Below are 17,373 nucleotides of genomic sequence, written 5' to 3' on the forward strand. Positions count from 1 at the left end.
TCAGTCATCGTGGGAGAATTCGTGAAACTCGCCCCTCACCTGCACCGCCTCGGAAACGACATCGTGGCGTGCTACCTGGTCGACACCGACGAGGGCATCACCCTCATCGACGCGGGACTGCCCGGCCACTGGCGGGATCTGCAGGACGAGCTCCGCTCGCTGGGCAAATCCGTCGATGACATCCGCGGGCTGGTGCTGACCCACGGCGACTCCGATCACATCGGCTTCGCCGAACGCCTGCGCAGCGAGCACGGCGTTCCGGTGTTCGTGCATGCCGGTGACGCCGTTCGTACCCGGACGGGAGAGAAGCCCAAGGTCGCCACGGGTCCCATGCGTCTCGGCCCGACGCTCGGCTTCTTCGGCTACTCGCTGCGCAAGAACGGCCTGCGCACCCGCTACGTCAGCGAGGTCACCGAGATCGCCGACGGCGACGTCCTGGACCTGCCGGGCAGCCCGGTGATCGTGAGCATGCCGGGGCACTCGCCGGGCAGCGTCGCGGTGCACGTCCCGGTGGCCGACGCGGTCTTCGTCGGCGACGCCCTGACCACGCGGCACGTCCTCACCGGGCGTACCGGCCCGCAGCCCGCACCCTTCACCGACGAACCGGCCACGGCCCTGGCCTCCCTGGACCGGCTCGCCGGGCTGTCGGCATCCTGGGTGCTGCCCGGCCACGGCGCTCCCTGGCGTATCTCGCCGGACCAGGTGAGCGAGGCGGTCAGGAAGGGCTAGAGCCGCTCTCAGAAACCGCGGGCGGTCTCCAGCAGCACGTCGCGGACCTGCTCCTCCGGCAGGTCCATCGTGTTGACCGCCCCCCACTGCAACGCGCCCAGCAGCGCCCAGCTCTTGAGCCTGATCTCGGGGCTGGGGTCGTCGCCCACGAGCTTGGCGTAGATCGTGTCCTTGAACGTCCTGATCTGGTCGCGTTCGGAGCCGGGCGCGGCCGTGGCGTCGTCCGCCGCCAGGTCCTCCATGAACAGCCGGATCACCGACCGGTAGCGCACCGCGAACTCCACCAGCGCCTCCACGAACGCACCGCGGTCCGCGTACGGCGCGTCGAGCAGCGCCAGCATGTCACCCGCCACCGGCGACAGCAGCTCCAGCGCCAGCCGGTCCTTCGGATGGAAGTGGTAGGCGACCGCTGTCTTGGTCAGCCCGACGGCCGCGGCGATGTCGGACAGGGACGTGGCCGCGTAGCCACGCTCGGCGAACAACTCCCTGGCAGCCGCCAGAATTCGGGTGCGGGTGTCGTCGGATGATGTGGTCATCGTCTCATTTCCCTGCGGGAGCGAGCCTTCCGGACATCTCCCGTTTTATCGTAGGTCCTGTACGACCGTACAGGACGGGCGTCGAGTGGGAGCTGAGCGATGACGCGGTTACTGGGACGGCTGGGCGGCTGGTGCGCGCGGCACGGTTGGATCGTGCTGGTCACCTGGATGATCGCCGCCGCGGCCCTGATGGGCGGCAGCCTCGCCTTCCCCAGCCCCACGAACAGCGACGCCAGCATCCCCGGCACCGACGCCCAGCGTGCCCACGACCTGATGAAGACCGGCTTCGGCACCGGCTACGCCGCCGGCGGCACCGTGCAGCTCCTCCTCTACTCCGCCGACGGCCCGCTCATCGAGGACGAGCGCAAGCAGGCCGTGGAGCGCGCCATGGACCGGCTGCGCGCGATGCCGCACGTCACCAAGGTCGAGACCCCGTTCCGCGCCGGCGGCATCTCCTCCAACCTGCAGATCGGCCTGATCACCGTCCGCATGGAGGGCAACGACAGCGACAAGATCGCGCAGACCACCCAGGAGCTGTCCAAGGCCGCGGAACCGGCCCGGGAGGCCGGCCTCGAAGTGGTGCCCGCCGACAGCTCGACCCCGGCCGACAAGGAGATCAAGACGGGGCCGAGCGAGATCATCGGCATCGTCTGCGCGCTGCTGGTGCTGGTGTTCGCGTTCGGCACGCTCGTCGCCGCCACCGTGCCCATCTTCGCCGCCCTGATCAGCGTCGCCTCCGGCCTGGGCATCATCGGCCTGCTCGGCTGGGTCGTGGACATGCCCAAGCAGGCCGGCATCATGGCCACGATGATCGGCCTCGGCGTCGGCATCGACTACGCGCTGTTCCTGCTGTCGCGCCACCGCCGCCTGCTCGCCGAAGGGGTGCCGGTGGTGGAGTCCGTCCGCCGCACCGTGGCCAGCTCGGGCGGCGCGGTCGTGTTCGCGGGCGGCACCGTGATCATCGCGTTGAGCGCGCTGCTGCTGGCCGGGTTCCCGCTGCTGGCCACGCTCGGCTGGGTCACCGGCATCTCGGTCGTGGCCGCCGTGCTCACCTCGGTCACGCTCGTCCCGGCCCTGCTCGGGCTGCTCGGCCACCGCATCAACTCGCTCAAGGTCCCGCTGCTGCGCGGCGCCGGCGGCTCCCACGCCGCCGGCACCGGCTGGGCGGGGCTCGGCGCCTGGGTGGCGCGCCGCCCCTGGCGGGTGCTCCTCGGCAGCGTCGTCGTGCTCGGCGCGCTCGCCGCCCCCGCCCTGGCGCTGCAGCTCGGCCCGCTCGACGAGGGCTACGGGACGCAGGGCTCCGAGCCGCGGCGTGCGTACGAGCTGATGGCCACCGGCTTCGGCCCCGGCTTCAACGGCCCGCTCATCGTGGTCGCCGAGCTGCCCACCAAGGTGAGCGACGCCGACGACCCGCTCGTGCAGGACCTCACCCGCGAGGTGGAGGACGTGGACGGCGTCAAGTTCGTCGCCGACCCCAAGGTCAACACCTCCGGCCGCTCGGTGCTCATCCAGGCCATCCCCGAGTACGCGCCCAGCGACGAACGCTCCGCCCAGGTCGTCAGGGACGTCCGCGCCATCTCCCTGCCCGGGGTGGACGTGCACGTCGGCGGCAAGGTCGCCGGCCTGACCGACGCAGGCGACCGCATGAACGAGCGCACCCCGCTGGTCATCGGCGTCGTCGTCCTGCTCAGCGCGCTGCTCCTGCTGCTCGCCTTCCGGGCGCCGATCGTCGCCGTCAAGGCGGCGGTGATGAACCTGGTGTCGCTGGGGGCCGCGTTCGGGGCGCTGGCCATGGTGTTCTCGATCGGGCTCGGCAGCGGGCTGGTGGGCATGGACCCGCCGGTCAACTCCTCCTACCTGCAGACGATCTTCTTCTCGGTGCCCATCGAGAGCTACGTGCCGCTGATGTTGTTCGCGGTGCTGTTCGGGCTGTCGATGGACTACGAGGTGTTCCTGCTGACGGCGGTGCGGCAGTCGTACCTGCGGCACGGGAACAACGCCAGGGCGGTGGCCGAGGGGCTGGGGTCCACCGGGCGGGTCATCACGTCGGCCGCGCTGATCATGGTGGCGGTGTTCGTGGCGTTCATCGCCTATCCGGACGCCATGGTGAAGACGTTCGGGGTGGGGCTGGCAGTGGCGATCGCGGTGGACGCCACCATCATCCGCGGGTTCCTGGTGCCGGCCACGATGGTGCTGCTGGGACGGCTCAACTGGTGGTGCCCGCGGTGGCTCGACCGGATCCTGCCGAACCTGTCGGTGGAGGGGCACGAGGAGGACGAGCCGGTGGAGGTGGAGCGCCGGGAGCCGGTCACGGCCGGGGTGTAACGGCCGGGGTGTAACGGCCGCTCACCCGGCCGTTTCGTCAGGATCGTCCGGTCGTTTCGTCACGGTCGTCCGGTGGTCTCGTCAGGCTGGTCCGGTGGTCTCGTCAGGCTGGTCCGGTGGTTTCGTCAGGCTGGTCGGCCGGGGTTGGTTCCAGCATGCGGATCAGCTGCGCGGCCAGGTCTCCGGCGCCGGCGGCGTCCGCTGCCTTGACGCCCTTCGCGGTCACCTCCACCGACCGCTCGCCCAGCGTGACCTTGACGCTCACCTCGCCGCGCCGGGTGCCCAGCCAGGCCACCAGCACCGTGGCGGCGGTGGCGAGCCCGCCGCCGGCGCCGAGCAGCAGGTTCAGCACGTCGGGGGCGGTGCCGAGGGCTCCGGGCTCGGGCGGGGCCTCGACGATCCTGACCCTGCCGCGCAGCTCGGGCTCCTCGCCCAGCCAGGCGTAGAGGTCGCGCAGCTCGTCCCCGGGATTGTCGCCGTCGATCCGCAGCTGGACGGTCACGAGCGCCCCCGTTCCTGGAGTCCGTCAACCGGAATGTACCGCGCCACCCTCTCCCGGGGCACGACCCCGGGAGAGCCTGCGGCGGTGCGGCGCGTCAGTCGATCCGGGTGCAGTCCTGGAGGGCGACCTCCCCGGGGGCGTCGGCCGTGCCGCCGCCGGTGCACTTGATCCGTAGCGGGGTCTGGCGGGCGACGCCGACCGCCTCACCGGAGAAGTCGCCGTTCGTCACGGCGCCCAGCGAGGCCGTGCAGTTGCCGAACAGCACGGTGCGGCCGGGATCTCCGCGTACGGAGTCACAGGTGTAGGTGGGCTGGAGGATCGGGGGGAGCGTGCTGCTGGCGGTGGTCGCGTAGGTCGGTGGCGAGCCCAGGCCCATCAGGGCGAGGACGGCGGCGGCTGTGGCGGGAACGAGGCGGATCAACGGCATGCCTCCATCGGTCTGCGGGTGGCTGCGCCGGTCGCGGCGGTGCCTGTCTCAGTCGGGGTCGGCGAGGTTGCAGGCGGGGACCCAGCCGACGATGCCGGTGGTCGCGTTCGTGCCGTGGTGCCACAGGGTGCTCTCGAAGTGGTCGCAGCGGTAGAGCCCGTGCTCCTCCGACCGGTCCGACTCGAACCCCTGCCCCGCGTAACCGAGCCCGTTACGGCCGGACCCGGCCCGGGGCTCACTCCAGATGATCACGCCTTGCGCGCCGAAGTCGTACAGACGCCTGGCCTGCGCCTGTGTCTGCGCCTGTGTCTGCGCTTGCATGGCCGTGGCCGTGGCCGTGGCCGTGGCCGTGGCTGTGGCTGTGGCTGTGGCGGGGGCCAGGCTGCTCGCCGCCAGGAGCGTGAGCAGGCCGGCCGTGGTGGCTCGTCTGATGTGCACCGCGCCTCCTTCCATGAGTTCCATCGCTCACGGTAAGGGGTCGGTCACTCACCGTGCCAATGGTTTTCCGTCGCGTCGCCATCCGAGGAAGCCCCCGTCCAGCGGACGGGCCTCGTACCCGTGCTCGCGCAGCAACCGCACCGCCTCGGGCGCGACCACGCAGTACGGCCCCCCGCAGTACGCCACGATCTCCGCCCCGGCGGGCAGCTCTCCCAGCCGGTCCCGCAGCTCCGCCATCGGCACCGAGACCGCCCCCGGCACGTGCCCGGCGGCGTACTCGGCCGCCGCCCGCACGTCCACGACGATCGTGCCGGGATCGTCCAGCCGCGCGGCCAGCTCCTCGACGGTCACCCCATCCAGAGTGCCCAGCCGGGCCCGCACGGCCTCGCGCAGCCCGGCCAGCCGTCCCTCCGCGAAAGCCTCGAACTCCCCGAGGAAACGCGAAACCCGCTCATCGGCCAGCCGGTAGTACACCCGCGTGCCGTCCCGCCTGCTGGCCACCAGCTGCGCGGCGCGGAGGTGCTGCAGCTGGGCCGAGGTGTTCTTGAGCGGGACCCCGGCCGCCTGCGCCAGCTCCTCCACCGTCCGCTCCCGCTGGTCGAGCACGTCCAGCAGCCGCAGCCGCACCGGGCTGGCCAGCGCCTTGCCGAGGCGCGCGAGCTGCGCGTAGATCGGCTCCTCCGCGAACATCAGACCATGTACTGGTCGTGGCGCAGGTACACGTCGGTCCACTCCTCGGGGCTGAGCTGCCGGCCGCTCTCGACGATCGCGGCCAGCTCCTCGAAGTACGACTCCCTCGGAGCGCCCGGGGTGAACAGGATGAGCATCGTGGCCGGCTCGCCCGATTCGTTGCGGAAGGCGTGCACACCGCCCTCGGGCACGAACAGGAAGTCGCCCGGCTTGCCCTCCGCCCACTTGTCACCGTTGAAGAGCCGGATGGTGCCGGACAGGACGTAGAACGACTCGGTCATGGTGCGGTGGAAGTGGGCGCCGGGCCCGCCCGGCTTGGGGCCCATCTCCCAGCGGTAGAGTCCGTACGCGCCGTTCGTGGAGCCGCCGGTGGCCAGGTAGTGGACCTGGGTGTTGGTGCCGATCGTGAGGTCGGGGGCACGGTCGGCGAAGGCGTAGGTGCCGCTGTGCTCGCCCTGTTCGGCGAAGTAGCGCGGCTCGGGGTAGGACATGGCAAACTCCTCTACTCTTCTAAAGAACCTTAGAATAGTAGGGGGAGCACCTCCCCCGCCAGCCGTTCGAGCTGCTCCGTCTCGTCGGACATCGCATCCAGCGGCACCAGCTCCGCCCCCGCCCGCAGCACCTCGCTCAGCCCCTGCGCACACGCGTCAGGCGGCCCGCTGACCGCCATGTCCGCGTTGCCGTACATGCGAGCCAGTGACCCCTCGATCCTGCCCCGTTCACCCACCGAGACGTAGACGCGCTTGGCCACCCGGAACCCCGCCGGGTCGCGCCCGGCCTGCTCCAGCTCGCCCCTGAGCGCCCGCACCTGCTCGGCGAACGCCGCCGTGGTCGCCCCTCCCGCACCCACGAACCCGTCACCGTGCCGCACCGCCCGCCTGATCGCTGCGGGCTGGTGCCCGCCCATCCAGACCGGCGGATACGGCTTCTGGTACGCCTTCGGCTCCATGGCCGCCTCCACCTGGAAGAACCGCCCGTGGAAGGCCACCTTCGGCTCGCTCCAGCACGCCTTCATCAGCTCGATGCCCTCGGTGAAGCGCGTCACGAACCCCTCGGGCGACACCCCGAAGGGCCCGAGCAGGCTCCTGGAGCCCAGTCCGAAACCCACCTCCAGGCGCCCCCGGCTGAGCTGGTCGAGGGTGCTGAGGCTCTTGGCCAGGAGCAGCGGGTTGTGCACGACGCTGACGAAGACCGCACAGCCGAGACGCAGGCGTTCGGTGCAGGCGGCGGCGTACGTCATGACCTCGATCGGGCCGAGCGTGGGGACGGGGTTGAGCGTGCCCTCGCGGGCCCAGGCGCTGTGGAAGCCGAGTTCTTCTGCGCGCCGCAGGTAGGCGCGGAACGCGGCGGGCTCGAACGTGCCGTCGGCGATCTGCTGGGGGAGGGAGACGGCGAAGCGGGCGGCCGTGATTTCTGTCATGCACCACCGGATAACCCGGCTCCGGTGGCGCGTCCAGTTTCGCGCGCCTGCCCGAGGTCAAGATGTGATGACCGTACGGGCCGTCGTGCCGTGGCGGATGTGATCGACTGTCCCGGTGCGCTCTGTCGGCAAGGTGGCGGTGGTGGTGCTGGTCATGCGGATCGATCATCGTGCGACGCGGTTCTGGAGGGCAGTGCGAACCGCCGTCGTGACGTGTGCGCTCATGAGCTCTCTCGGGTGCGAGGTTCAGCTCTTTCACACCCGGTCGGAAGTGGACCCGGCCGCGGTCCGGGAGGTGAGCGCCCTCGGCGTGGTCGTCGCCCGCACCACGCAGGAGCTGTCATACGAGAACACCACCATGGTCATCGAGACGATGATCTCCGACGTCGGGAGAAGCGACTTCGCCGAGGCGCTGGATGTCGTGCGCGATCGGCTGCGAGAGCGCGGATGGGTGGTGACTGACGCAGGGCTGAATCACCTGGATATGAGGTCGGCCGAGTCGGCCGACGTTCGCCTCGACGCCGGCTTCCCGAGCCTGCTCGCCTCGTTTCCTGCTGAGCAGCATGCTGAGATTGCCAAGGCAATGAAGGCCACCGTGACCGGGGCGCATGCTTATGTGATGGTGACGCTCACCAGAGCGGGATAGAGAGGCTCTCGAAGTGAGGGTCCGCTGGGATTGGCGTGCTGTGTCCTCAGGGTGTGGACGGGGTGGTCTGTCATGGTGATGGCTCGGGGGAGCGCGAGGGGGCTGGAAAGCCCTCTCGCCCCGGTTTCGTGGCGAAGCCGCGAAGCCGGATGAACACAGCCCGAGCCGAAGGCGAGGCCCTTCTTTGGGGTGGGCTCCCAACGGGCAAGCCGGTAACTGGGATTGGGGCGGGCTGGGGTTTGGAAGAACGCCCGAGCGATCAGCGAGGCCCTTGCAGTTGGGGGGGTCGAAGGGGCGCAGCCCCTGGGAGGCAGGGCCCGAGCCCTCGAAAGGCGCGATAGCGCCTCAATGGGAGGACCGCGCTTTTAGAAGGTGATGACCGTGCGGGCGACAGTGCCTTGGCGGACGTGGTCGACGGCCTCGTTGAGGTGGTCGAGGGGGAGGCGTTCTGAGATCAGGGCGTCGAGGTCCAGGCGGCCGCGTACGTACTGGGCGGCGAGCATCGGGAGGTCGTGGCCGGGGTTGGCGTCGCCGCCCTGGGTGCCCATCAGGCGGCGGGAGGCGAACAGCAGGCCCGTGTCCAGTTCCATCGGGTGGCCCGCCGGTGGGCTGCCGACCATGACCGTGGTGCCGCCCGGCTGGGTGGCGGCGAAGGCCTGGGCCAGGACGCCGGGGGCGCCGGTGGCGTCGAAGGCGTAGTCGACGCCGCCCCTGACCAGCTCGCCGACCTGGCGGGGGAGGTCCGTGGCCGGCAGGGTGTGGGTGGCGCCGAGGCGTTCTGCCTGCTTGAGCTTCTGGTCGGCCACGTCGGCGGCGATGATCGTGGTCGCGCCGGCCAGCACCGCGCCCTGGATGACGTTGAGGCCGACGCCGCCGCAGCCGACCACGAGGACCGTGGCGCCGGGCGGGACCTGGGCGACGTTCAGGACGGCGCCGACGCCGGTGATGACGCCGCACGCCAGGAGGCACATGGCGTCGAAGGGCAGGGACGCGGCGACTTTGACGCACATGGGCTCGGGGACCACGGCGTACTCGGCGAACGAGCCGATGCCGATGAAGCGGCGCACCTCCTCGCCGTCCAGGGTGATGCGGGGCAGGCCGCCCATGATGGTGGGCAGGCGGGCGGGGCCCGCGCAGAGGTGGGAGCGGCCGGCGGTGCAGGGGCGGCAGCGGCCGCAGGGGCCGTTCATGGCGATGACGACGTGGTCGCCTGGCTGCACCGCGGTGACGCCGGCGCCGGTCGACTCCACCACGCCGCTGCTCTCGTGGCCCAGGATGTAGGGGAGCCTGCTGACGACGGGGCTCTTGCCGTCGATGGCCTTGAGGTCGGAGCCGCACACGCCCGACGCCTTGATCTGTACGCGGACCTCGCCCGGCCCCGGGTCGGCGATCTCGACCTCGCGCAGCTCCATGGGGGCGTGGAATGCGGTGAGCACGGCGGCGCGCATCAGCATGCGACTCACGCTAGCCGGGCCGCCCGTAACAAACAAGCGGTTGGTAGGTAAATCCGATCACCCCCGTTGACGTCCATGGTGCGGAAACTTACGCTCGCGCTAACCAAGCGAGCGCTAGGCCGACAAAGTGCCAGGCCGAAGAAGTGCTGAACGCTCGACACGGTGGGAGGCCGTCATGGTGCGGAGGAAGTCGGCGGCGGTCGTGGTCGGGGTGCTGGCCGCCGTCGCCGGATGCGCGGCGCAGCAACAGGGAAGCCGAGCGGGGCAGGACGCGACAGCCGGCGTCACCGCCACGACGATCAGGGTCGGCGGCGTGCTGACCAAGACCAGCGCCAGCGGCTACTCCACCAAGGACGCCGAGATCGGGGCGAAGGCCAGGTTCGAGCGGGCCAACGCCGAGGGCGGCGTGCACGGCAGGAAGATCGAGTTCCTCGGCGCCGAGGACGACGGGCAGGACGCGGCCAAGGGCGACGCGGCGGCCAAGAAGCTCGTGCAGAAGGACCAGGTGTTCGCCCTCGTCCCGGTGCACGCCCCCAACTTCGGCGGCGCCGCGTTCCTGGAGCAGCAGGGCGTGCCGTGGTTCGGCTGGGCGACGGGCCCGCAGTGGTGCGGGACGAAGACGGGCTTCGGCTACAACGGCTGCCTGGCGCCCAAGCCGGGGGCCGGGTCGCAGACGTGGTGGGGCAGGCAGATGGCCGACCTGCTCGGCGGCTCCGAGGGCAAGAGCGTCTACGTCCAGACCTCCGACTCCAGCGGCAGCAAGTACGGCGGCACCACCATCTCCCAGTCGTTCACCGCCGCCGGGTTCGACCTGGCCGGGGTGAACTCCGGCCTGCCGGCCGCCGCCCCGCCGCCCGACTGGCTGCCGTACGTGAACAAGATCATGACCTCGGACGGCGGCGGCCCCCCTGACGTGGTCGTCTCCGTGATCGCGGGCACGAAGTTCAACGTCGGCCTGTACGCGGCACTCAAGCGAGCCGGCTACCGGGGCGTACTGACCGACGCCACCAGCTACGACGTCGCCATCCTCAAGGACCCGGCCAGCGCCCAGGCCCTCGACGGCGTGATCGCGGCCCCCATGTTCGAGCCGTTCGAGTCCACCGCCCCCGAGATCGCCAAGCTCAAGCAGGACGTGGAGAAGGTCGCCCCCGGCACCCAGCTCACCCAGCACCTGGCCATCGGCTACTGGGCCGCCGACATCTTCCTCGACATGCTGAACAAGACCGGCAAGGACCTGACCAGGGCGAAGTTCCTGCAGACGGGCAACGGCTCCTACCTGTACGAGAACGCGGGCTTCGGCAGGATCGAGTACCCCAAGGACCACGACGAGCCGAACGGGTGCGGTGCCCTGGTCAAGCTGGAGGGCGGCGCCTTCCAGGTGGCCAAGAGCATGAAGTGCTTCGACAACGTGCCGCTGAAGTGAGCGTGCCGCTGAGATGATCCTGGACTACGTGCTCAGCGGCCTGGTCACCGGGGCCGTCTTCGCGATCATGGGCTCCGGCCTGACCCTCTCGTACGCCGCCACAGGCGTGTTCAACTTCGCCCACGGCGCCATCGGGTTCCTGACGGCCCTGCTGTTCTACCAGCTCAACCAGGCCGGCCTGCCCGCGTGGCTGTCGGCGCTGGTGTCGGTGGTGCTCTTCGCCCCCGCGCTCGGCTACGGCCTGCACAAGGCCATGTTCAGGGGGCTCGCCCAGGCGGGGGAGACCGCGCAGATCGTGGCCACCATCGGGCTCACGATCGCGCTGCCCGCCCTCGGCCTGCTGGTCGTGGACCTGGCGGGGCTGCCCCCTGCGGACGCCACCGCGTTGCCGCGCGGCGTCGGGCCGCACCCCGCGCAGGCGTTCGACGTGCTCGGCGTGCGGCTGGACAGCGACCAGCTCATCACGTTCGGCTTCTCGGCGGTGGCGGCGGCCGGGCTGTGGGTGTTCATCCGGCACACCCCGTACGGCCTGCGCATGCGTGCCTCCGTGGACCGGCGGCGCCTGGCCACGCTGCGCGGCATCGACGTGGACGCCACCTCGGCGCTGGCCTGGATGCTCGGCTCGGGGCTGGCGGGCCTGGCCGGGGTGCTGGCCGTGTCGGTGCTGGGGCTGGACGCGACCGCGTACACGGTGCTGCTGTTCGCCTCGGCGACGGCGGCGGTGTTCGGGCGGCTGCGCTCGATCCCCTGGACGTTCGCGGCCGGGCTGGCGCTCGGCGTCGTGCAGAACCTGGTCGCCGGCTACACCGACTTCCTCGAAGAGGTGACGGGGCTGCGCACGGCGGTGCCGGTGATCCTGCTGTTCGCCGGGCTGGTGCTGCTGAACAGGTCGCGCGAGCGGGTGGCGGGCAGCGCGGCGGAGGACGTGCCGCCGCCCGACCACCTCGCCGGCCTGCCGCCGTGGCGGCGCAGGCTGCCGTGGGCCGCCGGGGTGGCGGCGCTGGTGGTGTTCGCGTTCGCCGGGCCGCCGTACTACGTGGGCGTCGCGGCCCAAGGGCTCGTGCTTGCGTTGATCTTCTGCTCGTTCGTGGTGGTGACCGGGATCGGCGGCATGGTGAACCTGGCGCAGGCCGCCTTCGCCGCCATGGCGGCGCTGACCTGCGGGTGGGCCTTCGCGTCCGGGCTGCCGTTCTTCGTGGCGATCCTGCTCGGCGTGCTGGCCGCCGCGGCGGTGGGGATGCTGGTGGCGCTGCCCGCGCTGCGGCTGGGCGGGCGGGTGCTGACGCTGGCCACGCTGGCCCTGGCGCTGCTCGCCGATCAGGTGCTGTTCCAGGTGGACGCGTTCAGCAACGGGACGATCGGGTGGTCGATCCCCGCGCTCGGGTTCGGCTTCGCCGACACCTCCGACGCGCGGGTGCGGGTGGTGGTGCTGCTCCTGCTGATCGGGGCGGTGGCGCTGCTCGTACGGAACCTGGAGCGCTCGGCGTCCGGACGGGCGATCCTGGCCGTGCGGTCGGCCCCGGCGGCGGCCACCACGTCGGGGCTGTCGGCGCCGCGGACGAAGATCACGCTGTTCGTGCTGGCGTCGGCCGTCGCCGGGCTCGGCGGGGTGCTGTTCGCGATCTCCAAGGGGTCGATCACGGCGACCGACCTGCCGGCGTTCTCCGGGTTCGTGTGGCTGGCCGTGGTGGTGCTGCAGGGGGTGCGGCGCGTCGGCGGGGCCGTGCTGGGCGGGCTCATCGCGGTGGCCGTCCCCGAGCTGCTGTCCACCTGGGACGTCTCCGCGCACGTCGGCGCCATCCTGTTCGGGCTCGGCGGCATGATCCTGGCCAAGCACCCGGACGGGGTGCTGACCCAGCTCGCCGAGCTGCGTCACCGGCGCCCGAGCCCGCCGGTGACGCGGGCGCCGGCCGGGCCGCGCGAGCCGGCGCTGTTCGCCATGGAGGGGGTCGTCGCCGGGTACGCCGACGTGACCGTGCTGCGCGGCGTGGACCTGCACGTCCATCCCGGCGAGGTGGTCGCGCTGCTCGGCGCGAACGGCGCGGGCAAGTCCACCACGTGCGCGGCGGCGGCCGGGGACCTGCCGGTGAGCGCCGGCCGGATCCTGCTGGACGGCGTGGACGTCACCGCCTGGCCCGCCCACCGCAGGGCCCGAGCCGGCATCCTGCTCGCACCGGAAGGCAGGGGCGTCTTCCCCGGCCTCACCGTGGAGGAGAACCTGCGCACCTGGCTGCCCGACCCCGAGCCCGTCTACGAGCGCCTGCCGCACCTGGCGGAGCGCCGTACCGTGCTCGCCGGCGCCCTGTCCGGCGGCGAGCAGCAGCTCCTCACGCTCGCCCCGGCGCTGGTGCGCCCGCCGCGCGTGCTGATCGCCGACGAGCCGTCGCTCGGGCTGGCGCCCATGGTGGTGCGGCAGGTCTTCGACGTCTTCGCCGAGCTGCGCGAACGCGGGGTCGCGCTGCTGCTCGTGGAGGAGAAGGCCACCGAGGCGCTGGCGATCGCCGACCGGGTGGCGTTCATGCGGCTGGGCCGGGTCACCTGGGTGGGGCCGCGGGCCGAGGTGGACAGCGAGCGGCTGACCGCCGCCTACCTGGGGGTGCGGTGAGCATGCTGGCCGTGGACGGCGTGTCGGTGGCGTTCGGCGGGGTCAGGGCGCTGGACGGGGTGACGTTCGAGGTCGGGCGGGGCCTGGTCTGCGGGGTGATCGGGCCGAACGGGGCCGGCAAGACCACGCTCTTCGACGTGGTGTCGGGGCTGCGCAGGCCGGGCGAGGGGCGGGTGCGCCTCGACGGCCAGGACGTGACGGCGGTGCCGGCGATCAAGCGGGCCAGGGCGGGGCTGCGCCGCACGTTCCAGCGCACCCAGGTGTTCGGCCGGCTGACCGTGGCCGCGAACGTGCTGGCCGCGCTCGACTGGCACGGCGGCGGAGGCGGGCTCGCCGCCGACCTGGCAGGCTGGCCGGCCAGGCGGCGGCTGGAGCGGCGGCGGGAGGAGCGCGTGGCCGAGGTGCTGGAGCTGTGCGGGCTCACCGAGCTGCGCGACGCCTACGCCGCCGCGCTCCCCGTCGGCCAGCGCCGCCTCGTCGAGCTGGCCAGGGCCCTGGCCGACCGGCCCCGCCTGCTGCTGCTCGACGAGCCCACCTCGGGGCTGGACGCCGGGCAGAGCGCCCGCCTGGCCGAGGTGGTCAGGTCCCTGGACACGACCGTGCTGCTGGTCGAGCACGACATGGGGTTCGTGATGGACACCTGTGACCGGATCGTCGTGCTGGACCTGGGCAAGGTCATCGCCACCGGCACGCCCGCGCAGGTGCGGGAGGACCCCGTCGTGCGGGCGGCCTATCTGGGCTGAGCGTGCCGCTCGGTGAACGACAGGATCCGCCGCCAGGAGTCCTGGCACGCCTCGGCCCACTCGCCGTAGGAGCGGTCGAAGAACGAGTGCGGGGCGCCTTCGTAGATGTGCGTCTCGTGCTCGGTGCCCACCCGGTCGAGCGCGGCCTCGTACGCGGCGAACTCCTCGGGCGAGGACGCCGTGTCGGCCCCGCCCCGCAGCAGGAGCAGCGGCGCGCCGGGCCCCGACTCCGGCGCCTCGATGAAGCGCAGCGCGCCGTAGAAGCCGATGCCGCCCGACAGGCCGTTGCCGCCGGCGGCCAGCCACCAGGACAGGGCGCCGCCCAGGCAGAAGCCCGTGGTGAAGACGGGCCCGCCGAGTGCGTCGGTGGCCGCCCGCACGTCGGCCCGCACGCCTTCGAGGGTGACCTGCTGGACGTGCGGCATGAACGCGAAGTCGTCGTCGCGGGAGCCCAGGCCCGCCGTACGGCCGAAGTAGTCGATCGCGATCGTCCGGAACCCCGCCTCGGCGAAGCGCTGGGCCAGGTCCCGGTAGAAGGGGTGCAGACCGCGCACGTCGGGCAGGATGACCATGTTGCGGCCGTTCGGCTCGGCGGGCTCGGCCCGGTAGGCGAGTAGCCGGTTGCCGTCGGCGGCGGTCAGCTCGGTCTGCTCGTGTGAGGCCACCTCGCCCTGGACGGGCGGTGCGGGCGGCCTGCTGTCGGTGGAATGGCACATGGGAACCAGCATGCCCGTGGACGATCCAGGCTATCCAGGTCGCAGGCTGAGGAGCCCGGTCAGAACGACTGGGCGGCGCGCAGCTCCCGCATCAGGTGCTCGCGGACGCGGGCCACGGCGGGCCTGGCCCGCGCGCCGGCGCGGACCGCGAGATAGCCGGTGTTGATCGGCGCCTCCGCCGGCTCGGCCAGCGTCACCAGCGTGCCCGCCGCCAGGTCCCGGCGGCACAGGTACGACGGCAGCACCGACACGCCCATCCCCGCCCGGACCGCGCTCAGCACGCCGCGCAGGTCGGGCATGACGACCTGGGCCGACATGGCCGGGCGGCGGCCGTACACGGTGCGCCAGTAGCGCCGCACGATCGGCAGGTCCTCGGCGTAGGCGACCAGCGGCCGCGGCGGCGGCCCCGCGTCCGGGGCGCCGACCAGCAGGAACTCCTCGTCGTAGACCGGGTCCGCCTGCACCCCGCGCAGCCGGGGCCGGATCGTGGACAGCACCAGGTCCAGCCGCCCGGCCGCCAGGTCGTGCAGGAGGTCGTCGGACAGCCCCAGCGTGACGCGCAGCCGCAGCCCGTCACGGACGAGCGGGGCCAGCATCGGCATGACCACCTCGCTCAGGAACTCGGCGGGCCCGCCCAGATGCACGGGCTCGTCGGTCGGCAGCTCCGAGGCCACCACCTCGTCCAGCGCGTCCAGCCCCGGCGCGACCCGGCGGGCCAGCTCGTCGGCGGCGGGCGTGGGCGCGACGCCGCGCGGCAGCCGGTCGAACAGCGGCCGGTCCAGCGTCGCCTCCAGCGCCTTGACCTGCGCGGTCACGGCAGGCTGCGACAGGCCGAGCGTCTGGGCGGCGGCGGTGATGGAGCCGGTCCTGTGCACGGCCAGGAAGGTGCGCAGCAGGTCGAGCGAGAGCGGTGACATATCAGTATTCTGATGGCTCGGGGCGGTTCCGGTGATTTGTTGCTGATGGCTCGCCGGAGTCATCCTGAGTGCATGACCAAGCGTGTACTCATCGCCCTGACCAGCCACGACGACCTCGGCGGCGTGGAGCGGACCGGATACTACGTGCCCGAGGCCGCCCACCCGTGGGAGATCTTCCGCAAGGCCGGCTTCGAGGTGGACGTGGCCAGCGTCAAGGGCGGCGAGCCGCCCCAGGACGGCTACGACCCCGGCGACCCCGCCCAGGCCGCCTTCGTCGCCTCGGCCGAGCAGCGCGACACCGCCCGCCTGGCGGACGTGGACGCCGCCCGCTACGACGCCGTGCTCTACGCCGGCGGCCACGGCACCATGTGGGACTTCCCCGACGACCCCGACGTGATCAGGATCGGGCGCGAGGTGTACGAGCGCGGCGGCGTCGTGGCGGCCGTCTGCCACGGCCCGTCCGCGCTGGTGAACCTGACGCTGTCCGACGGGTCGTACCTGGTGGCGGGCAAGCGGGTGGCGGCCTTCACCAACGCCGAGGAGGAGCTGCGCGGCGTGGCGGGCGTCGTGCCGTTCCTGCTGGCGGACGCCCTGGTCGCGCGCGGCGCGACCCACGAGCCGGGCGACAACTGGCAGGCCCAGGTCGTGGTGGACGGCCGCCTGGCCACCGGCCAGAACCCGGCCAGCGCCGCCCCCCTGGCCGAGCAGGTCGTCGAGCTGCTCGCCGAACGGCGGGTCTGAGGCGGACAATCGCCGCCGGATGGCGGTTGTGCGGCAAGGGCGTGTGATCCGACCATCGAGGAGTAATGCGACCGCCCCCGTGGAAGGGAACCCCCATGGCCCACCCCAACCTCGATCCGGAGCTGCGCGCCGGGATCGAGCAGTTCCCGATGCCGCCCGGTGACCTGTCCGCCGTGTTCGCGGACCTGCCTGGCGCGCGGGCGCAGATGAACGCGATGATGGCCGCCGCGCCCGCGCCCGACACGCGGATCTCGATCGAGAACCGCATGATCCCGGGGCCCGAGGGGGCGCCGGACGTCCGCGTGCGGATCTACCGGCCTGAGGAGCCGGGGCAGGGCCGCCCGGCGCTCTACTGGATCCACGGCGGCGGCATGATCATGGGCATGCCGGAGGGCGACGACGGGCCGATGATCGAGTACGTCGAGCGGCTCGGCGTGGTCGTCGTCTCCGTCGACTACCGCCTGGCGCCCGAGCACCCGCACCCCGCCCCCGTCGAGGACTGCTACGCCGGTCTCGTCTGGACCGTCAAGAACGCCGCCGAGCTGGGCATCGACCCGGGCAGGCTGGCCGTGGGCGGCGCCAGCGCGGGCGGCGGGCTGGCCGCCGCGACCGTGCTGCTGGCCAGGGACAGGAGCGGGCCCGAGGTGGCCTTCCAGCTGCTCGTCTGCCCGATGCTCGACGACCGCAACACCACGCCGTCCAGCCACGAGTTCGCCGAGGCCGTGGTCTGGGACAGGCAGGCCAACCTCTTCGGCTGGACGGCGCTGCTCGGCGACCGGATCGGCGCCGACGACGTGTCACCGTACGCGGCGCCGGCCCGGGCCGCCGACCTGTCGGGGCTGCCGCCGGCGTTCGTGGACGTGGGGGAGCTGGAGGTGTTCAGGGATGAGTGCGCCGACTACGCGCTGCGGCTGGCGCGGGCCGGGGTGTCGACCGAGTTCCACCTGTATCCGGGGGCCTTCCACGGGTTCGACATGCTGGTGCCTGGCGCGGCGCTGAGCGTCAGGGCGCGGCAGGCGCGCGAGGCGGCGCTCAAGCGGGCGTTCGGGATCTGATCGGCG

Annotated in this window: 18 protein-coding genes and 1 pseudogene; 8 read left to right on the forward strand and 11 right to left on the reverse strand. The window is 72.2% G+C overall.

Annotation, left to right across the window (positions count from 1 at the left end):
• Positions 1 to 21 precede the first annotated feature (21 nt).
• Positions 22 to 729, forward strand: a complete 708-nt coding sequence (locus LCN96_RS10610; protein WP_225272420.1) for an MBL fold metallo-hydrolase — start codon at positions 22 to 24, stop codon at positions 727 to 729.
• Positions 730 to 737: 8 nt separating this feature from the next.
• On the opposite strand, the gene LCN96_RS10615 is transcribed toward LCN96_RS10610, so the two are convergent.
• Complete coding sequence (locus tag LCN96_RS10615) at positions 738 to 1,265, reverse strand: TetR/AcrR family transcriptional regulator (RefSeq protein ID WP_225272421.1); 528 nt, start codon at positions 1,263 to 1,265, stop codon at positions 738 to 740.
• Positions 1,266 to 1,364: 99 nt separating this feature from the next.
• Here LCN96_RS10615 and LCN96_RS10620 point away from each other — a divergent pair, with 99 nt between their 5' ends.
• The gene (locus LCN96_RS10620; RefSeq protein WP_225272422.1) at positions 1,365 to 3,590 is read left to right on the forward strand and encodes an MMPL family transporter; all 2,226 of its coding nucleotides are present in this window, start codon (positions 1,365 to 1,367) and stop codon (positions 3,588 to 3,590) included.
• A gap of 103 nt (positions 3,591 to 3,693) precedes the next feature.
• On the opposite strand, the gene LCN96_RS10625 is transcribed toward LCN96_RS10620, so the two are convergent.
• The 6 genes from LCN96_RS10625 to LCN96_RS10650 form a co-directional block, all read right to left on the reverse strand.
• Positions 3,694 to 4,092: an effector-associated constant component EACC1 gene (locus LCN96_RS10625; protein WP_225272423.1), complete on the reverse strand. Its 399-nt coding sequence runs from the start codon at positions 4,090 to 4,092 to the stop codon at positions 3,694 to 3,696.
• A gap of 94 nt (positions 4,093 to 4,186) precedes the next feature.
• On the reverse strand, positions 4,187 to 4,519 hold the full coding sequence (locus tag LCN96_RS10630) for a hypothetical protein (protein WP_225272424.1): 333 nt from the start codon (positions 4,517 to 4,519) through the stop codon (positions 4,187 to 4,189).
• Positions 4,520 to 4,567: 48 nt separating this feature from the next.
• On the reverse strand, positions 4,568 to 4,957 hold the full coding sequence (locus LCN96_RS10635) for a hypothetical protein (protein WP_225272425.1): 390 nt from the start codon (positions 4,955 to 4,957) through the stop codon (positions 4,568 to 4,570).
• A 48-nt stretch (positions 4,958 to 5,005) separates the two neighbouring features.
• Positions 5,006 to 5,647 (reverse strand): ArsR/SmtB family transcription factor, encoded by a 642-nt coding sequence (locus LCN96_RS10640; protein WP_225272426.1) that lies wholly within the window; start codon positions 5,645 to 5,647, stop codon positions 5,006 to 5,008.
• On the reverse strand, positions 5,647 to 6,138 hold the full coding sequence (locus tag LCN96_RS10645) for a cupin domain-containing protein (RefSeq protein ID WP_225272427.1): 492 nt from the start codon (positions 6,136 to 6,138) through the stop codon (positions 5,647 to 5,649). The genes LCN96_RS10640 and LCN96_RS10645 overlap by 1 nt, the downstream gene beginning before the upstream one ends.
• A gap of 29 nt (positions 6,139 to 6,167) precedes the next feature.
• Positions 6,168 to 7,067 (reverse strand): LLM class flavin-dependent oxidoreductase, encoded by a 900-nt coding sequence (locus tag LCN96_RS10650; protein ID WP_225272428.1) that lies wholly within the window; start codon positions 7,065 to 7,067, stop codon positions 6,168 to 6,170.
• 115 nt (positions 7,068 to 7,182) lie between these two features.
• Here LCN96_RS10650 and LCN96_RS10655 point away from each other — a divergent pair, with 115 nt between their 5' ends.
• On the forward strand, positions 7,183 to 7,713 hold the full coding sequence (locus LCN96_RS10655) for a hypothetical protein (protein WP_225272429.1): 531 nt from the start codon (positions 7,183 to 7,185) through the stop codon (positions 7,711 to 7,713).
• Between the two features lie 365 nt (positions 7,714 to 8,078).
• Here LCN96_RS10655 and LCN96_RS10660 read toward each other — a convergent pair whose 3' ends face one another.
• Positions 8,079 to 9,167 (reverse strand): alcohol dehydrogenase catalytic domain-containing protein, encoded by a 1,089-nt coding sequence (locus tag LCN96_RS10660; protein WP_225272430.1) that lies wholly within the window; start codon positions 9,165 to 9,167, stop codon positions 8,079 to 8,081.
• Between the two features lie 175 nt (positions 9,168 to 9,342).
• Here LCN96_RS10660 and LCN96_RS10665 point away from each other — a divergent pair, with 175 nt between their 5' ends.
• The 3 genes from LCN96_RS10665 to LCN96_RS10675 are packed head-to-tail and all read left to right on the forward strand — an operon-like array spanning position 9,343 to position 13,938.
• Positions 9,343 to 10,590, forward strand: a complete 1,248-nt coding sequence (locus LCN96_RS10665; protein ID WP_225272431.1) for an ABC transporter substrate-binding protein — start codon at positions 9,343 to 9,345, stop codon at positions 10,588 to 10,590.
• A 13-nt stretch (positions 10,591 to 10,603) separates the two neighbouring features.
• Positions 10,604 to 13,195: an ABC transporter permease subunit gene (locus LCN96_RS10670; protein ID WP_225272432.1), complete on the forward strand. Its 2,592-nt coding sequence runs from the start codon at positions 10,604 to 10,606 to the stop codon at positions 13,193 to 13,195.
• 2 nt (positions 13,196 to 13,197) lie between these two features.
• Positions 13,198 to 13,938 carry an ABC transporter ATP-binding protein gene (locus tag LCN96_RS10675; protein WP_225275955.1) on the forward strand — a complete coding sequence of 247 codons (741 nt, stop codon included), beginning with the start codon at positions 13,198 to 13,200 and terminating at the stop codon, positions 13,936 to 13,938.
• Here LCN96_RS10675 and LCN96_RS10680 read toward each other — a convergent pair.
• The 3 genes and pseudogenes from LCN96_RS10680 to LCN96_RS57370 all read right to left on the reverse strand — a co-directional run.
• On the reverse strand, positions 13,926 to 14,654 hold the full coding sequence (locus tag LCN96_RS10680; protein WP_225272433.1) for a dienelactone hydrolase family protein: 729 nt from the start codon (positions 14,652 to 14,654) through the stop codon (positions 13,926 to 13,928). The two genes, LCN96_RS10675 and LCN96_RS10680, sit on opposite strands and share 13 nt — an antisense overlap.
• A gap of 59 nt (positions 14,655 to 14,713) precedes the next feature.
• Positions 14,714 to 15,331, reverse strand: coding sequence for a LysR family transcriptional regulator (locus LCN96_RS10685; RefSeq protein WP_397351871.1), 618 nt, complete (start codon positions 15,329 to 15,331; stop codon positions 14,714 to 14,716).
• A 108-nt stretch (positions 15,332 to 15,439) separates the two neighbouring features.
• Positions 15,440 to 15,634, reverse strand: a pseudogene (locus LCN96_RS57370) (LysR family transcriptional regulator); the annotation flags it as partial.
• A 9-nt stretch (positions 15,635 to 15,643) separates the two neighbouring features.
• On the opposite strand from LCN96_RS57370, the gene LCN96_RS10690 reads away from it, so the two are divergent.
• On the forward strand, positions 15,644 to 16,312 hold the full coding sequence (locus LCN96_RS10690) for a type 1 glutamine amidotransferase domain-containing protein (RefSeq protein ID WP_225272435.1): 669 nt from the start codon (positions 15,644 to 15,646) through the stop codon (positions 16,310 to 16,312).
• 95 nt (positions 16,313 to 16,407) lie between these two features.
• Positions 16,408 to 17,367 carry an alpha/beta hydrolase gene (locus tag LCN96_RS10695; protein ID WP_225272436.1) on the forward strand — a complete coding sequence of 320 codons (960 nt, stop codon included), beginning with the start codon at positions 16,408 to 16,410 and terminating at the stop codon, positions 17,365 to 17,367.
• Positions 17,368 to 17,373: the final 6 nt, after the last annotated feature.

Origin of the sequence: Nonomuraea gerenzanensis, assembly GCF_020215645.1 — a bacterium.
In the GTDB taxonomy this organism is placed as follows: domain Bacteria; phylum Actinomycetota; class Actinomycetes; order Streptosporangiales; family Streptosporangiaceae; genus Nonomuraea; species Nonomuraea gerenzanensis.

Bases quoted from the DNA above. Each gene is read 5' to 3' on its own strand.
- LCN96_RS10615 (WP_225272421.1), bottom strand. From the start codon at position 1,265: ATGACCACATCATCCGACGACACCCGCACCCGAATTCTGGCGGCTGCC.
- LCN96_RS10620 (WP_225272422.1), top strand. From the start codon at position 1,365: ATGACGCGGTTACTGGGACGGCTGGGCGGCTGGTGCGCGCGGCACGGT.
- LCN96_RS10630 (WP_225272424.1), bottom strand. From the start codon at position 4,519: ATGCCGTTGATCCGCCTCGTTCCCGCCACAGCCGCCGCCGTCCTCGCC.
- LCN96_RS10640 (WP_225272426.1), bottom strand. From the start codon at position 5,647: ATGTTCGCGGAGGAGCCGATCTACGCGCAGCTCGCGCGCCTCGGCAAG.
- LCN96_RS10645 (WP_225272427.1), bottom strand. From the start codon at position 6,138: ATGTCCTACCCCGAGCCGCGCTACTTCGCCGAACAGGGCGAGCACAGC.
- LCN96_RS10650 (WP_225272428.1), bottom strand. From the start codon at position 7,067: ATGACAGAAATCACGGCCGCCCGCTTCGCCGTCTCCCTCCCCCAGCAG.
- LCN96_RS10660 (WP_225272430.1), bottom strand. From the start codon at position 9,167: ATGCTGATGCGCGCCGCCGTGCTCACCGCATTCCACGCCCCCATGGAG.
- LCN96_RS10665 (WP_225272431.1), top strand. From the start codon at position 9,343: ATGGTGCGGAGGAAGTCGGCGGCGGTCGTGGTCGGGGTGCTGGCCGCC.
- LCN96_RS10670 (WP_225272432.1), top strand. From the start codon at position 10,604: ATGATCCTGGACTACGTGCTCAGCGGCCTGGTCACCGGGGCCGTCTTC.
- LCN96_RS10675 (WP_225275955.1), top strand. From the start codon at position 13,198: ATGCTGGCCGTGGACGGCGTGTCGGTGGCGTTCGGCGGGGTCAGGGCG.
- LCN96_RS10680 (WP_225272433.1), bottom strand. From the start codon at position 14,654: ATGTGCCATTCCACCGACAGCAGGCCGCCCGCACCGCCCGTCCAGGGC.
- LCN96_RS10690 (WP_225272435.1), top strand. From the start codon at position 15,644: ATGACCAAGCGTGTACTCATCGCCCTGACCAGCCACGACGACCTCGGC.
- LCN96_RS10695 (WP_225272436.1), top strand. From the start codon at position 16,408: ATGGCCCACCCCAACCTCGATCCGGAGCTGCGCGCCGGGATCGAGCAG.